The organism is Membranihabitans maritimus (genome assembly GCF_021729145.1).
GTDB lineage: Bacteria > Bacteroidota > Bacteroidia > Chitinophagales > Saprospiraceae > Membranihabitans > Membranihabitans maritimus.
Genome location: NZ_JAJSLW010000024.1, coordinates 54,750 through 71,575, shown reverse-complemented (window position 1 = coordinate 71,575; position 16,826 = coordinate 54,750). Strand labels below are relative to the sequence as shown.

At 37.8% G+C, this 16,826-nt stretch carries 14 protein-coding genes; 2 read left to right on the top strand and 12 right to left on the bottom strand.

Annotation, left to right across the window (positions count from 1 at the left end; translation table 11 throughout):
- Positions 1-369: 369 nt before the first annotated feature.
- From LVD47_RS20885 to LVD47_RS20835, 11 genes are all read right to left on the bottom strand, one after another.
- Positions 370-1,068 (bottom strand): sulfite exporter TauE/SafE family protein, encoded by a 699-nt coding sequence (locus tag LVD47_RS20885; RefSeq protein ID WP_236980349.1) that lies wholly within the window; start codon positions 1,066-1,068, stop codon positions 370-372.
- A 2-nt stretch (positions 1,069-1,070) separates the two neighbouring features.
- Entirely contained in the window at positions 1,071-1,511 is a 441-nt protein-coding gene (locus LVD47_RS20880) for a FixH family protein (protein ID WP_236980347.1), read from the bottom strand.
- Between the two features lie 10 nt (positions 1,512-1,521).
- Entirely contained in the window at positions 1,522-2,919 is a 1,398-nt protein-coding gene (ccoG, locus tag LVD47_RS20875) for a cytochrome c oxidase accessory protein CcoG (protein WP_236980346.1), read from the bottom strand.
- Positions 2,920-3,052: 133 nt separating this feature from the next.
- On the bottom strand, positions 3,053-4,141 hold the full coding sequence (locus LVD47_RS20870) for a c-type cytochrome (protein WP_236980345.1): 1,089 nt from the start codon (positions 4,139-4,141) through the stop codon (positions 3,053-3,055).
- Entirely contained in the window at positions 4,134-4,337 is a 204-nt protein-coding gene (locus LVD47_RS20865; RefSeq protein WP_236980344.1) for a hypothetical protein, read from the bottom strand. The genes LVD47_RS20870 and LVD47_RS20865 overlap by 8 nt, the downstream gene beginning before the upstream one ends.
- A 196-nt stretch (positions 4,338-4,533) precedes the next feature.
- Positions 4,534-6,660 (bottom strand): cytochrome-c oxidase, cbb3-type subunit I, encoded by a 2,127-nt coding sequence (gene ccoN, locus LVD47_RS20860; protein ID WP_236980343.1) that lies wholly within the window; start codon positions 6,658-6,660, stop codon positions 4,534-4,536.
- A 2-nt stretch (positions 6,661-6,662) separates the two neighbouring features.
- The gene (gene ccoS, locus LVD47_RS20855) at positions 6,663-6,845 is read right to left on the bottom strand and encodes a cbb3-type cytochrome oxidase assembly protein CcoS (RefSeq protein WP_236980342.1); all 183 of its coding nucleotides are present in this window, start codon (positions 6,843-6,845) and stop codon (positions 6,663-6,665) included.
- Positions 6,846-6,961: 116 nt separating this feature from the next.
- Positions 6,962-9,388, bottom strand: a complete 2,427-nt coding sequence (locus LVD47_RS20850; RefSeq protein WP_236980341.1) for a heavy metal translocating P-type ATPase — start codon at positions 9,386-9,388, stop codon at positions 6,962-6,964.
- 121 nt (positions 9,389-9,509) lie between these two features.
- Positions 9,510-10,322 (bottom strand): glycosyltransferase domain-containing protein, encoded by an 813-nt coding sequence (locus LVD47_RS20845; protein ID WP_236980339.1) that lies wholly within the window; start codon positions 10,320-10,322, stop codon positions 9,510-9,512.
- Positions 10,319-11,218, bottom strand: coding sequence for a glycosyltransferase family 2 protein (locus LVD47_RS20840; protein WP_236980337.1), 900 nt, complete (start codon positions 11,216-11,218; stop codon positions 10,319-10,321). The genes LVD47_RS20845 and LVD47_RS20840 overlap by 4 nt, the downstream gene beginning before the upstream one ends.
- Before the next feature lie 170 nt (positions 11,219-11,388).
- A complete protein-coding gene (locus LVD47_RS20835; RefSeq protein WP_236980335.1) occupies positions 11,389-12,393 on the bottom strand; it encodes an LLM class flavin-dependent oxidoreductase in 1,005 nt (334 codons plus the stop codon).
- A 328-nt stretch (positions 12,394-12,721) separates the two neighbouring features.
- Between LVD47_RS20835 and LVD47_RS20830 the strand changes: the two genes are divergently transcribed.
- On the top strand, positions 12,722-13,903 hold the full coding sequence (locus LVD47_RS20830) for a hypothetical protein (RefSeq protein ID WP_236980333.1): 1,182 nt from the start codon (positions 12,722-12,724) through the stop codon (positions 13,901-13,903).
- 335 nt (positions 13,904-14,238) lie between these two features.
- Here the strand turns inward: LVD47_RS20830 and LVD47_RS20825 are convergent, their stop codons facing one another.
- The gene (locus tag LVD47_RS20825; RefSeq protein ID WP_236980331.1) at positions 14,239-15,606 is read right to left on the bottom strand and encodes a sulfatase-like hydrolase/transferase; all 1,368 of its coding nucleotides are present in this window, start codon (positions 15,604-15,606) and stop codon (positions 14,239-14,241) included.
- Positions 15,607-15,820: 214 nt separating this feature from the next.
- On the opposite strand from LVD47_RS20825, the gene LVD47_RS20820 reads away from it, so the two are divergent.
- Positions 15,821-16,645 carry an SMP-30/gluconolactonase/LRE family protein gene (locus LVD47_RS20820; protein ID WP_236980329.1) on the top strand — a complete coding sequence of 275 codons (825 nt, stop codon included), beginning with the start codon at positions 15,821-15,823 and terminating at the stop codon, positions 16,643-16,645.
- The last annotated feature ends 181 nt before the right edge of the window (positions 16,646-16,826 follow it).

Here is a 16,826-nt window from a genome sequence, read left to right as displayed (position 1 = left end):
ACTATATTTGATGATAGGCTCAAACTTTAAACTTCTTCCCAACCCTTTTTAATTTACACACTTTACGGGACAGTGTCGCTAAAAAAATAGATCTCCAAAGATATTGTGGTGCCATAAACCTGAAAGAAGATCCACTCACCCTCCAAAGAAAATGGCGAAATGAATGGGATTATTATTTAATTGGATACCAATATTATCCTTTATCTGTTAAACAGAGACAAAACTCTAATATCTATCCTCAAAAGTAAGCAACTATACCTATCATTTATAAGTGAATTGGAGCTTCTCGGTTATCACAGCATTACGAATAAAAAATATACCGTCTTAGAAATCCTCTGTCCCGACTAAAGGTCCGCCTCTCCGATCCGGTTAAAATCCGCTTCCACACATTATATTTACCAGAGGGTCCAACTTCGGACTCAAATACGCGATATCCAGATTCAGGCCCCGAATAATGAGTAATACTCCGGTAATGCCCATTACCCAGGGAAATGCCCTTCGAACATTTATAAATCTTCCCCACTTTTTTCCCACCCACTGGAGACCAAATAACGCAGGCACTGTCCCCAATCCAAAACCGGCCATCAACAGTACTGAAGACGTTAAATTATAAAAAGGCAACGTCATCACCAATGCCATATACACCATACCACATGGTAATAGCCCATTTAATATACCAAAAAGATAAACCGCGCCCCTTCCCGGTCGACCTAAAACGAATGATATTTTCTGCCGAACGAAATGAGAAAGGCGATCAAAATGAACATTTAAAAAGGTATTTGACTTACCCAGAATTAATATCAAGAGAATTGTTACTCCCAGTAAAATCGAAATGTATTGATGGTAACCAGTAAGGTAAAATCCACGACCTATAAGTCCGGCAATAATTCCTAATGTCACATAACTGGTAATTCGTCCAAGATGATACATCAATATTCTCAACCAACTTTGAATAGGATGCTTATCCTGCCCTGCCATAGGAACAGACATTGCTAATGGTCCACACATCCCCAAACAATGTAGGCTGCTTAAAACCCCTAAAACCATTCCTTGAAAAATAATCATCATATCTATTTTTGAACAAAAACGGTTTCTTTTAGTGCCAATGTTTTTCCATCTTCCTGCCAGGTAAGCCGAACCTGGTACATCCCTTTCTCAAACTTTTCTATTGGATAAACAGCTTTACCCGATGAATCCGAAACAAATTCTATATTCATATCTTTCGTACCATCATCAGGTTTATACCAAAACATTTCACCTCTTACTTGGCTTTTTACACCGTCCAATTGAACAAAAAGAAACTTTTCATCCTGAATGATTCCAAGCGAATAGCCTTTTTTATCCGCCCTTGCATTTTGATTAACCTCTTTTTCATATTCCATCTCCTTTTCATAATAATTCTGGGTTACCATTTCGTATTTATCCCCCATTGCCTGGGAAAAGATATAAATTATAAAACCTGCGAATAACAAAAACACTATTATCAACTTATGTCCCCAATGTATTTTCATGATTTTACGATTAATTCGGACTAAAAAAACTGGTAGAAACCTTTGTTAATACTTCTCCTCCGGAAACTATTTTAAATTCCAGTTTATTCTTACCAGGTTTTACACTTTCATTGCCAACTATTAAAAAGAATGTTCCTTCGGTTATACCCTCCGCTGGCAAGTTCAGCTTTTTATTGCCAACAACTTCAATATCTCCATCCAGATTTAATGGTTCTAGAATAATATTGTCAATGTCATCGAATGTCTTATTGACCAATTTAATATTATATAAATTAGAAACGCTATCATCGTCCCTTACCTGGTATAATTGCCCCGCTACCCTGGTAACAGTAGCACTAACGTTTGAACGATTCAATAGCAATCCACCTTCAACAAAAATTAATGCAACTAAAATAAATGAATACACCTTTGTCCTTGTGGTAAAATGCCACTTCTCATTTCTGGAAATCGCATTTTCCGAATCATACCGTATCAATCCTCTGGGTAAACCTACTTTATCCATAATATTGTCGCATGCATCTATGCATGCAGTACAATTCACACATTCCAATTGGGTCCCGTGACGAATATCTATCCCGGTAGGACAAACCTGTACACATTGACCACAATCAATACAATCCCCAATCTCCCGTTCCTGTCCCTTTTTGAATTTACCCCTTGGTTCCCCTCTTTGGTGGTCGTAAGCTACCACTACACTATCACTGTCAAGAAGGACTCCCTGCAGCCGACCATATGGACAAATATTTGTACATACTATTTCCCTGACAAAAGCAAACACTCCGTAGAATGCCAATGTAAAAATCAGAATAGCTACAAACCCGCCCAAATGCTGACTTACCGGATCGGTAATAATTTCCCATAAGGCATCAACACCTATAATATACGACAAAAATATATTGGCGATACCAAACGAGATCAGCAGAAAAATTGTATGCTTCAATGTCTTCTTATACAACTTATCACGATCCCAGGGTCGTTTATTTAATAACTTCTGTTTAGTATGTGACCCTTCTATCCAATATTCAATCCTTCGAAAAACCATTTCCATGAATATCGTTTGCGGACATACCCAACCGCAAAAAACACGCCCATATACCATTGTAAACAATGCTATAAATAATATCCCGATCATCATGGCTATCCCAAATACAATAAAGTCTTGTGGCCAGAAAATAGAACCAAAAATGATAAATTTTCCTTCCAGTATATTGAACATCAACAGCGGCCTACCATTTATCTTGATAAAGGGGGTAAGTATTAAAAATGCCAGTAAAAAAACACTCACATACTTTCTGTATTTAGTATAAAGCCCCTGAGGTTTCAATGGATACATCCATACCCTTCTACCACTGCTATCTACATTTGATAAATGGTCGCGAAAATCATCATTACCGGTCATTTTTTCCATTTTGTTTCAATTCTGAAATCTTCTGTTTATCAATCAATATTTCCCTAAATGGATTTTCATTTATTAATACTTATAGATTTTTACAATTACTCTTTAAACTATCCAAGCAACATATATACAATTACCTAATTCTTTAATTTGCCGGCTCATACCTTTCACCTTGAGGCTCCTTTTGATTAGGAGGATTCGTGCCCTGAAGGGTCAATATATAACTTGACACCTGGGCCATCATAGAAGGAGAAAGTTGATCCTTCCATGCCATCATACCTTTCTCTACTACGCCATATTTGACGACTGTAAACACATCCGGAAGTTCCCCTTTACCGTGAATCCAATATTCGTCCGTCAAATTGGGTCCGACCAGGCCTTCTCCATTTCCCCCGTGGCAGGCTGCACAGTTCTGCATAAATATTTTTTCACCTGCCTGAATTCCATCTTCATCGACCATTTCCACATTATTCTCATCAATGCGGTTACCCGCCGCTAACAAATAAGCCTGATGAGCTTCTTCTGCCTCTGCCACGGCAATTTCGTACTCTTCAATCTGTAGCGGGGCAGTCTCACTGACATGATATCTCCAGAGATATACAACAGCAAAAACAATGGTACTATAGAATGCATACCTCCACCACGGTGGAATCTTATTATCCAATTCCCTAATGCCATCATACATATGTCCTGTATCTACCTTATCCTCATCATCCGATGCTTTATTTACTTTTTTCCACCACCAGTCATAAAATGACACTTTTTTCCGCGTTTTCAATGGCTTACTGGACGATAAAATATAGGGTTTTACGTCTACAGAAATAGTACGAATAATAAAAAGTATTACTACCAGCTCAATAAATATAGTCATCAAAAGCAAGTAAAAAACTGAATTATGAACACCATCTATTATATTCACCGAAATCAATCCGTATGAAAAATTAAAGCCAAATGAACCTTCTCCAATGAAGATAAATGGTATAAAAGATTTAACGACATCCGTTGGATGAGTGCGAAGTTTTTTCTTTTTGTCCTGCAACACCATATACTTTATTTTGATCATGGCATTGCCCAGCAGGAAAATGGCTAATAATAAAACCAAAGCCACGGTAGTCATAGCTATAATCGTCGGGTTTTTAAAAATCTCCCACATCCCGGAATCATTTATTCCTTGAAATTGTGCCGAAATTATATTCAGTGGAAACTTCATAAATCCAAACAGTAAATTATTCATAATTATTTATTTTATCATCCGGGAATAATATTTCTGATTCATCGAGTGGCATTTGACTGGATTGCAACGCTGTATCTTTATCCATCACGAAGCAATACAGCACAGCTACAATAAAAATTGAAACAAATAATACCAATGTTATTATTGGAAAAATGCTAACATTATCGATTTCCTTCAGGTAGTTTGTAAATTTCATCGTATTTTTTTTATTAAATCTTTTGTCTTCTCTTTCATAACACTTGCTATGTATCCCCCAAAACTACCAGCCTCATAAATTCATTCACAACACGCCAATAATTCAAGCCTATGGTTTTGGCTTCCAATCCTGATTCCACCTTTGAGCCATTTCAATCCACAAATCAGGAACGCCTAAATCATACAGGTTTTCGACTTTATTCTTCCATGCTGGGGTTGCCTCCTTTTATATCCGTACCCAATCTTTGCAAATAGGCAATCAACGCTATTATTTCACGGCTGTTATCAATTTTAATGTTCTCATTTGCCAAACCATTGGCAATCTCTTCAGATTGATGATTCAATTCAACCAGTGCATTTTCTACATTCTCATCCGTATAGGGTACTCCAAGTTTTCTCATTGCCTGAACTTTATCCACCGTTTGAGAGGTATCCAGATCATTGGAAAAAAGCCAGGGATATGGTGGCATTATTGAACCTGGTGACATGGAAGTGGGCTCCAGCATATGATTGTAGTGCCAGCTATCCGGATATTTTCCTCCTTCCCGTGCCAAATCCGGTCCTGTTCTTTTACTCCCCCATTGGAAAGGATGGTCATATACATACTCGCCTGCTTTTGAATACTCTCCATAGCGCGCAACTTCGTGTCTAAAAGGCCGAATCATTTGGGAATGACAAGTATAACAACCCTCACGAAGATAAATATCGCGCCCTTCCAATTCAAGTGGAGTGTAGGGTTGTACTGAACTCAGGGTAGGGACATTAGACTTGATTAAAAATGTAGGTACCATTTCAATCAATCCACCAATAGCTACTGCAACTAAACTTAAAACAACCAGGGTAACCGGCTTACGTTCAATCCAGCTGTGCCAGAACATTCTCTTACCGGGCTTCCAGGCTTTATCCAATGGCATGGCCTCCGCTCTTTCTTCTGAATTAAATGAACCTTTCCGGATCGTTTTCCAAATGTTTACCACCATAAGTACTAGACCACCCAAGAAAAGGAGTCCGCCCACACCGCGTAAAGCATACATTGGAATTAATTCTATAACAGTTTCAAGAAATGTATATTGAAGTTGGCCCTCTTCAGTAAATTGTTTCCACATTAAACTTTGTGTCCATGCAGCCCAGTACATGGGTATAACATAAAATATAATTCCCAATGTACCGATCCAGAAGTGAGTATTGGCCCACTTGACTGAATATAATTTCGTATTAAACAACCGGGGCATCATCCAGTATATCATTCCAAAAGTCAAAAAGCCATTCCATCCCAATGCCCCAACATGAACGTGTGCTACTGTCCAATCAGTGTAATGGGTAAAAGCATTCACATTCTTTAAGGACAACATTGGCCCTTCAAAGGTAGCCATACCATAACAGGTAAGAGCGACAACAAAAAACTTTAATATTGGATTATCTCTTACCGTATCCCAGGCCCCTCTTAAAGTCATCAGACCATTAAGTGCACCACCCCAGGATGGGAAAATCAACATAATACTAAAAACTGTACCCAGAGATTGGGCCCATTCCGGTAAAGCCGTGTATAATAAATGATGAGGTCCCGCCCAGATATAGATAAATATTAATGACCAAAAATGTACAATTGACCATTTGTAAGAATAAATTGGTCGATTGGCAGCCTTCGGTACAAAATAATACATTAAGCCCAGGTATGGTGTAGTAAGAAAAAAGGCCACCGCATTGTGTCCATACCACCATTGTACCAATGCATCCTGCACACCTGCATACCAGCTATAACTTTTCATAAATGAGACAGGCATTGCAAAAGAGTTGACAATATGTAGCATTGCTACAGCCACCCATGTAGCCAGATAAAACCAAATTGCTACATAAAGATGCCTTTCTCTTCTTCGAAGCATGGTACCGATCATATTCACCCCAAATATTACCCAAACTAAAGCGATAGCAATATCGATTGGCCATTCCAATTCGGCATATTCCTTACCTTGAGTGTGCCCCATCCAAAGTGTAATGGCGCCTGCCACTATAATAAGTTGCCACCCCCAAAAATGGATTTTAGTAAGTAGATCCGAAAACATCCGGGCCTTAAGTAATCGCTGTAAAGAATAATATACTCCAGCAAAAATAGCATTGCCTACAAATGCGAAAATAACGGCATTTGTGTGAACAGGCCTCATTCTTCCGAAAGACGTCATAGCATATCCCAAGTTCAATTGCGGAAAAGCTAATTCAAATGCGATCCAAACACCTGCGAGCATTCCAACAAAGCCCCAAAACATGGTGGCATATAGAAAATTTTTGGGTGCATGATTGTCATAGTAAAAGATCTCTTTTTCCATCTTTAATTCTGGTTTTTAGAAATTTTCGAATTCGCATCACTTTTTTCATCTTCATCGAACAACATTCTGTATGGCGGTGAAAAATCATCTTCATATTGACCACTCTGGACATTCCAGATAAATGCCAATAAAAACATGGCAGCGATAAATACACTAATCGATAAAAGGATTACGATAACACTCATTTAGGTTTTTATTTTACCTCAAAAATATAGGCAGTGATAGTACTAAGGAATGACCAATCTCAAAGTGTAAAATGATACTCATCAATGCCAGTAATCAGTATTCAAAATAATCCGCATTATCTCTTTCTCTTGGTAAGAATATCACTAAATACCATTTCAGCACCGACATAGGTAAGCGCGATTATAGTTAGGGAACTCAATGGCATAATAATAGCAGCCATCAAAGGGGATAGGAGCCCCTGAACAGCAAACCAAAGACCAGTGAAATTGTATCCAAGTGAGAAAATAAAACAAATAGTAACTAACCTTTTATTCCATATGGCCAACCGGGTCAAATCCGGCAAAATCCCTATCGATTCTGAATCAACGATTATATCACATGCCGGTGTAAAGTATTGCGAATCTTCTGATATAACCACGCCGACATTAGCACTCTTAAGAGCACCTGCATCATTAAGTCCATCGCCAACCATTAATACTGATTCTCCATCCTTTTGATAGGCCTTAACAGCCTCCTTTTTGTCGTGCGGAGATTGAGAAAATCTAATATCAGATTCGTTTCCCAATAAATTCTCCATCGTCACACGTTCTCCCTCATTGTCCCCGGACAATAATGAAATTTTAGTGTTATTCTCTTTAATCCTAGAAATACAATTTATTATTTCTGGCCTGAGCACATTTTGCAATTTAAAATACCCCAGGGCTTTACCGTCAATATTTACGAAGGCATGAGGGAATTTAAAAGCGTCGAATGTAAAAGCTTTGGCAAAATCACGACTTCCTATTTGCACGTGATGGTTATCGATCCAACCTTCTATTCCTTTTCCGGGAATCTCATTAAAAGAGTCTATTAGTATAGGATCAATGCCTTCAAAATATTTGGTTATTCCCTTACTTATTGGGTGTACACTTTCCAATGCCAAAGACTTTAATAAACGCTGTTGATAAGTAGACAAATTTTGTCCTCGATATAATATTGCATTTTTATCTGGTTGGGTAATTGTACCCGTTTTATCAAAAACAATCCTGCTGACTTTTCTCAATTCACTGAAAACCTTAGCATTTTTCAAATATACTTTTCGCAATGAAAAGTGCCGTATAAATTGGGCATCGGCATAGGTAGAAGCTAAAAGCAAAGCACAGGGACAGGCAATGATAAGTACTGCAGTCGCAGATGTCCACATTTTTGAGGGGTCAAAAATTCCCCAGTATATAGCTGAAGCCACTGCAATTAGTAAAACAAGATAGGTAAAACGTATCCCCCAAAAATTCACGAAATCCGAATGATTCTCCTCCCCTTCTTGAGAAGCGTCGTAATCGTTCCAGAGTGAAACTAAATAGCTCTGTGAAACCGGCTTTAAAATTGATAGCTCTATCAATCCTTTGACAATTCGCCCCCCTGCATAGAGTACTCCTCCCTTTTGAATTCGTACAGGATGACTTTCCCCGGTCACAAAACTGTAATTCACCAAAACAGCATCCCCTAGGACTAAGCTATCAGCAGGGACTATATCACCACTATGTAATCTAATAATATCATTTTTTCGAAGATCCGAAAGTGATACTGAATGAATTAATTTACCCTCCACACGGTTCACTGCTAAGGGAAAATACGAGCGATAATCCCGATCAAATACCATATTGTTTTGGGCTTTTTCCCTTAAATACCTCCCTATCAACATAAAAAACACAATACCGGCCATGCTATCAAAAAAACCAGAGCCATATCCACCAATCACCTCCACTAAAGATCTAATAAATGTAATAATGATAGCTATAGATACAGGAATATCAATATTCAAAACCCCTTTCCTGATTCCGGCACCTGCACTTCTAAAAAAAGGTAATGAACTGTAAAAAAATACAGGTATAGCTAATAATAAATTAAAATAACGAAAAAAATAAGCCCAATTTTCTGCTAATGAGTTTATACCGCTAAAATATTCCGGGAGACTCGCCAACATAATATTCCCAAAACAAAAACCCGCCACCCCTAACCTGTTGAGCAGGTCTCGACGTGATTGTCTCAGAGAACTATCATAGGTCTTATTACGATCTTCGTCAAAACTAATATAAGGTTCATAACCAATAGACGTCAACAGCTCAGCGACTTGTTTCAAGTCAATGATATTGTGATCAAAAATCACACTTACCTTTTTTCGAGCAAAATCAACCCGACTCGAACGGATTCCGGATTCAATATTGTGTAATTTCTCTAGCAGCCAAAGACACGAGGAACAGTGAATAGAGGGTATTGAAAAAGTAGCTTTCGTACTTATATCATCCTTAAAATCCACAAAGCTTTTACTTATTTTAGGATCATTTAAGAACAAATACTTTTCCTTGTGTACCTCTTTTCGTTTTGTAATTCCCGGTGTACCATTGAGATGATAATACGAACACAAATCATTTTCTTTCAAAATAGAATATACCGTCTGGCACCCCTGACAACAAAATTTTTTGTTGTCAAATACAATTTTATTGTCTGGTAGTCTATCTCCACAGTGGTAACAAACAGTGTTCAGAGCAGAATTAATTTCCATCTCAATATTTTGTTCCAAAAATAACCTATCGACGATTATCAAACCAATGATAATAATCAGTTCGTGAATTGATAGCTATCAACCACCTTTGGAAAAGGCTGCAGACTTGAATAAAATGTTATTAATTCCTGAAGTAGTTATTTTGTGTTGTCCCACCTTGTATCCTCTCAATACTTCTGCCTTCTTCCACCAGGTGCCGGATTATTCCCAACTTTCTTCTGATCCTATATTTAAGCATCCGAAACCACAAAGCTTGTTTATGGCCACCCAGCTTGTAAAACCATGGATTCCCTTCACAAATTTCTCCAGGTATATAGCAAAAATCCAGCCCCGTCTTCCAGGCTACATAATTAAAACTTAACTGATCTCGTTTACTTTTATTTCTGACTATCTCCCACCATAATTCCATTGCTCTTTGAACCTCTATATCTTGATGGTTCCGCAACAACACGCCACCTGCAATTAACCCATTGTGCCTTGGATACTTTTCTTCATGCAGAAATTGAATGTGTTCTTCCAATATTTCCGGATCATCCAATTCCAGGCCTTTTTCCAAAAATGAAAGTATATGTTTGTATTCTTCGTAAACACAATTTCGAGAGTTTTCAATCGGCGGAGTATGGCAAAATGCGCCCATAGATGCTCTTTGTAAAATAAATTGCGAGAGATTATGAACATCTTCCAATACCAAAAAATTTCCATCAATATAAATACTTACTTTATACTCCGGAAGAAATTTATGGGGTAAAATCTTATATAATCGATTATTACGTGTATGGTCATTTTCGTAGAGAGGTTGTACAACCCTCACTTCCCAGGATGAGGATTTTAAGGGACGATCAGAAAAACAGATAAAATCGACATTTTCTAATTCGGGCTGAGGAATCAATTTGTCATAACCACCAAATATAGCTGTATAAATCGCAATTTTCATGGGAACATAGCTTTAGCTACTCTTTTGAAAAAATTGCGTATTGAATCTGTTTTATATGAAAGGGTTTCCTTATCTACATCACTCAAGGGACCATCGTATTTTTTCCCTCTTTTCAAATAGTGCTTTCCAAACATTCTTGAAGAAATACCCCATTTTGCTAAAAACTGATCCGCACCTTTGTTTTTACGTACCTTTGAAGTTGATTTGGATTCAAAATGATAGACACGACTATCCGAAAGGCCTCTAAAATCTCTCACTCCCAATTTCCATAGTTTCATTGAAAAATCAGGGTCACTATACATTCCGGGACTAAATTCAATACTATACCCTCCAGCCATTCGCCACATATCAATATGAACTACATTAGGCGGCCAGGTTGCCCCACTCCAATCTTCCTTTTCTGGCAAATTGAATTTATCTAAAAGTTCCTGCTCTCTGAAATCATTTGCTTCCGTACCAAAATTCTGGTTGGCTATAATACTGCTATCCCAGAAACTAAAAGGTTGAATTTGTGTGCCTGAAAAAAAGAAAAGGTTATCTACTTTCTTTTCAATTGCTTCCCAAAGGGGTAAATCCCAGTCCGGGCAAGCATACATATCATCATTGAAATAACAATAGTAATCAGTATTTACTAATTGAGCGCAATAATTCAGGGGATAACAAATACCCTTATTATCCTTACTAAAGGTTATATCTCCGTCAAAATTACTTTGCAACCAATCCAATGTTCCATCTATTCCCTCGTTTACATGAACAATTATTTGATGACTAAACCTTGAATTGTCTTGAATACTCTTCAGGCATATCTTAAGAAGGTCAAGATTATTCCACGTGGGTATCACAATACTGAATTTATAATCTTTACCCTCATCAGACTTTTGTATTATTTTTATCATACGGCTGCCCAAAAATCAATAAATATACTGTTATAATGATTTACAAAGTCAATTTTACTAATTATATCCTAAAAGAAAGAAGAAGTATCTTTTATTTTAAATCATGCATCATTAGGTATTCAAAGTACCAGGTATAAATATGGACAGTATACAAATCTCTTATGTTCCTTTTACCGAACATTAACCTTTTGTAATTCTCTTACGATCTCATAAGAACGTTCCCGGGCATGTGTATCATAAATATGTGATACAATCATCAGTTCGTCAGCACCCGTTTCATTAATAAACTTAGTAAGTTCCCGGTTAATTGTATCGGGCCCTCCCACAAAAGAGTATCGCGTCATCTGTTCCATTGCTGCCTTTGCCATGGGATCCATTACAAAATCTTCTTCCGGTGGCTGTAATGGAAACCGCTCTCCGGTAATTATTCCCATAAAAAGTTTTTGAGCAGAAGTGGCTAATATTTCTGCTTCCCGGTCAGTCTCCGCCGCTATTACATTGATACAAGGCATAAAATAGGGATGATTCAATTGCGAAGAAGGCTTGAACCCACTTCGATAAATACTCTTAGCTTCATGCAGCTGCCTGGGAGCAAAATGACTCGCAAATGCATAAGGCAATCCCATCATTGAAGCCATTCTTGCACTATCGGTACTTGACCCTAATATCCAAATCGGGATATCTAATCCTTCACCCGGGATGGCCCGAACTTTGCTCCCTCTGTTTTCGACCGAAAAGTATCGCTGAAGTTCTTGTACATTCTGCGGAAATCTGTAGGCTGATTGCTCATCCCTTCTCAACGCTCTTGCTGTCAACTGGTCCGTTCCGGGGGCCCTTCCCAACCCAAGGTCTATCCTTCCCGGATACAGAGATTCCAGCGTACCGAATTGCTCTGCAACCATTAGTGGAGCATGGTTGGGTAACATGATACCCCCTGATCCTACCCGTATTGTAGAAGTTCCACCAGCAATATACCCCAATAGAATAGAAGTTGCAGAACTTGCTATACTGTCCATATTGTGGTGTTCCGCCATCCAAAATCTCTTAAATCCAAGACTTTCTGCTTTTCGGGCAAGACTCAGGCTTCTGTAAAAAGAATTAGCAGGTGATCCACTTGCATTGATCACAGCCAAATCCAAAACCGACAAAGGTATATCTGATAATAGTTTACTCATTTATTTTACTTTTTTCCAATAAAGATTACTTTCAACAGTGATCGTCAGACCTTTGTTGAATTAACTTGAATATAAATTATCGAATTAACATTACCATAAAGTACTTCAAAGGATTAATTAGTACTTTTATGAATCAATATCTAAATTCAGCATTAGTAAAAGGGCCGACTTGATTTTCGAAGAAAGGATTTTGATTGTAAATACGAGACATCTATCAAAATCTAAAACAGTATTAAATAAAATTTTCATTCAACGCTCGGGGATAATCTTCAGTAGAGTATGCATGAAGTGGTTCCCCTGACAGAATGAACAACACACAATACTTGTAATGAACAAAGGTTTACTACTCCACATACTATTTACCATCTTGATACTTTCGACATCCCTGTATGCTCAAATACCTGGGCCTAAAAAGATTACCGTATCCCCTATATTACATGTTAATTACATTGCTCCTACGGCAGACAAACCCCAGTCCAAGTCATGGAATTTCAAGGGGAAAAATTGGATTCTACTGCCAGGGGAAAGTGGACCAGAACTTTGGCATACTGATGAACGGGGATGGCAGCCCTCCCTAGAGATTAACACTTCCTGGAAAGGCCTTCCGGGCAAGGGTGACGTATTCTCAATTGGGAACAAACTCATGATCCTTTTAGTTGGTGATTGCAGGCTTATAATCCTTTCAATGCGTTTTTCCCATGTTAAAAACCAATATATAGAAAAATTTAGAACCGATTTACCTATCCCCGAAAATTGTCATGAAATCGAAACAGGTACGATTTCTCAGGATGTAAAAGGAGATTGGTGGGTATGTTCAGATTTAAATGAATCAATTATGGTATGGAACTCGCGAAACGGAAAATATTGGACAGCACCTTATGAAATTGCTTCCGGAATAGACACGGATGATATCAGTGTGATTACCAGAACACCAAATTATGTTTCCATAATATGGTCCAATCAAAAAGAAGAAACTATCTTCGAACGCATCCATTGGAATAAGGATAAATCAACCCATTGGTCAACTCCTACCATAGTTGAACAGGGGAACAAAAATGCAGATGATCATCTAAATACTGCGATTCTACCGGATCATACACTTATGGTCATTTCCAAAAACAGTGTCGACAAAAACGGAGAACCGCAATTTGTATTAAGGATAAAATCTCCGGAGGGTAAATGGACTAATCAAGATGTGATAGACCTAACCAAAACGCATAGCCCTACCCGTCCTGTTATTGTAAATTCTACCTCCGGAAAAATTTTTGAGATTCACACCGTTCATCAACGTGGAACGGATATGAGCTTTATATCCGTAAATGAGGTGGTCAAAGACGGTATTGGATGGAAACTAATTGAAAAATGTATAATAAAATCCGAGAAACCTGCGCAACTTAATAATGTCACGGCTTCCAAAGAACCATTCGAGAAAGACCAGCCATGGAACATATACTTTTCAGACGATGAAGGATATGTATATACATTTGATATAAAAGATATTATACATTAACGATATCCTTTGTTCAAAGAGCTTGTGGCTTTGAGTCCTAAATTTACAATGATTGCCTTATTGATTGTAAATCTCTGAGTTTATTTCCACGAATTCAACACCCACTCACCTACCTTTTGCCCCTGATGTTGGCCTTCTCTTATTGCATCCATGTAATGAATGCATACCCTGAATCAAAACCATAACAAACAAATAATCAATACTAAAAACAAATAACAACAGGATACTAACCTGACAATAAAACACTCTTAATCACTACAAATTCAAATAAAATCAGAATAAAACAAATTCCGTTTACGTTACCAGGCCTTTTTTATAATGAAAACACCCTACACCTAATACAACAATATATTTCTAACCATTTGATTATATTCCTTATTTAATAAATCCCTTTTCACTGGTTGTGTATCTATTTTATCATTGGATTCACCAATATCTTCCTGCAAGTTGTAAAGGGATTTTTTTCCCTCCATATTTATAAGTTTCCATTTCCCTTCCCTTACCGCCCAATCATCTCCCATCTTCCAAAATACAGTTCGGTTTTCCATAGTTTTCCCTTTTTCAAACAGTACGGGGCTTAGGTCTATGCCATCGGTCCCGTATTCAGGAAGTTCTGCCTCCACGATAGCTGCTAAGGTGGGAAACAAATCCATACTCATTCCCAATTCAAAAGTTTTTTCTCCTGGATCAATTTTATCCGGCCACCATATAATAAACGGGACTCTGTGCCCTCCTTCAAGAACTTCTGCTTTTTGACCTCGTAGCGGACCATTATTTGAAATATTAAAAAATCGATAATCATAATGCCTGTAACCGCCATTATCGGAAGTAAAAATCACTATTGTATTTTTATCTAGCAACTGAGACTTTAATGAAGCCATTATCTCGCCCACACTTTCATCAACAGCTTTAATCATATCCTCGACGTGCGGCCTTACATTGGTCTTATCAGGAATAATTCCCCATTTGTCATCTGTATAATCTCCTCCTCTCATCCTGTGAGTAGGATCTCCAGGTCCTTGCCAGGGAAAATGAATGGCTAGGTGTGATACATATAAAAAAAAGGGGTCATTATTATTTTCTTTAATAAACTGAACTGTCCCTTTTGTTATCCGGTCTACAGAATATTCTTGATTCATATCCAGCTTCTTATTGCTCCACCAATCTTCCATCCCCCACCGGTTAATATGCGTGTGATGGTCCCCGTCTCCGGATAATAAACCCTGGAATATATCAAAACCGTAATTATTAGGCAAATACGGTTCTTCTATCCCCAGATGCCATTTGCCAAACATTCCTGTTTTATATCCTTTTCTTTTCAGTACATCTGCAATAGTTACCACTGTATCAGGCAAACCACTATCTTTTCTCCTGGCACTCAATGCGTGCTCAAACCTTTTCCCAAAGCGATATTGATATTGACCGGTAAGGAAAGCTGCACGAGTGGGCGAACACATTGGCCCGTTGGAATGAAAGTCTGTCCACATCATACCCTCGATTGCCAGGGAATCAATATGAGGTGTATAATCTATAGAATCATTATAAGCACCAATGTCACCGTAACCCAGGTCGTCAATCATAAAAACTATTATATTGGGGACGTCCTTTCCGGAATTTGGATCGGAACAACTACTTACACTGATACTAAAAAAAAATACCATTGATAGGGCATGGAAACATTTACATAACAAGTTGATCTTCATCAATAAATATTTAAGTAGATTATTAAAAAAAGTTCAAAAGTCATAACAGGCGATATACCCGACAAAAATTATGTAATTTTATCAGCAAATAACATTTATGAGTAGAAAAAATATTCCTAACACTATTTTCCCACCCCTATCATGCATAATCCCATATTTAAGGTTTATCATTTTCCTACCGCTATTTCCTTTTATACTAAAATCACAATCCAGTATGCCGGTGCACCCGGAAGCAGAACTAAAGAAGTTAGCCGGAGAATTTAGTTTTACGGAAGGCCCTGCCGTTGATTCCCTTGGAAATATCTTTTTTACAGACCAACCTAATAACAAAATATACCAATGGTCAACTCATGGGAAATTATCAACTTTTCTTTCAGAAAGCGGTAGGTCCAATGGATTATACTTTGACAAAAACGGATATTTAATTGCTTGTGCAGATATGGATAACCAACTATGGAGAATAGATACACATGGGAACCATACGGTACTTATAAAAAATCACCAAAATAAATTACTAAATGGACCAAACGATGTCTGGGTCCACCCCAATGGAAGTATATACTTCACAGATCCATTGTACAAAAGACCTTATTGGGTACGGAATCCTGAGATGCAACAGGAAGGGCAGTACGTCTATTACCTTTCCGAAGAAAAGAATAAATTTTTTCCTGTAGCCAAGGGATTTGTCCGCCCCAATGGTATTATTGGAACCCCTGACGGAAAAATAATATATGTAGCGGATATCGGGGATAACAAAATTTATAAATTTAAAATCCGCAAAAACGGGAAGCTAAGTAAAAGAGAACTCTTTGTTGAAATGGGGTCCGATGGAATGACTATTGACGAAGCCGGCAACATTTATTTGACAGGGAAAGGGGTTACGATTTTCAACCCGGAGGGTATAAAAATCGGTCATATAGAGGTACCTGAAAAGTGGACTGCGAATGTGTGTTTCGGTGGAGTGGATATGAATATACTTTTCATTACAGCCTCCGAAAGTCTGTATAGTATCAAAATGAATGTGAGTGGAGTTCCGTGAATATAAAATCTTGCCCTCCTGTATCTATTGCCTCCAGACCAAAGGATTAATTGAAAAACTCAAGACTCCAGGCAAAAAAAAGACCATAAGAACAATATACTCATCACCCGTGAAAAGCACTCCGTGGTATAGTTGCGCCGGTTTTCATATAAAATGATCTTTGTTCCTTTCATAAGGATAT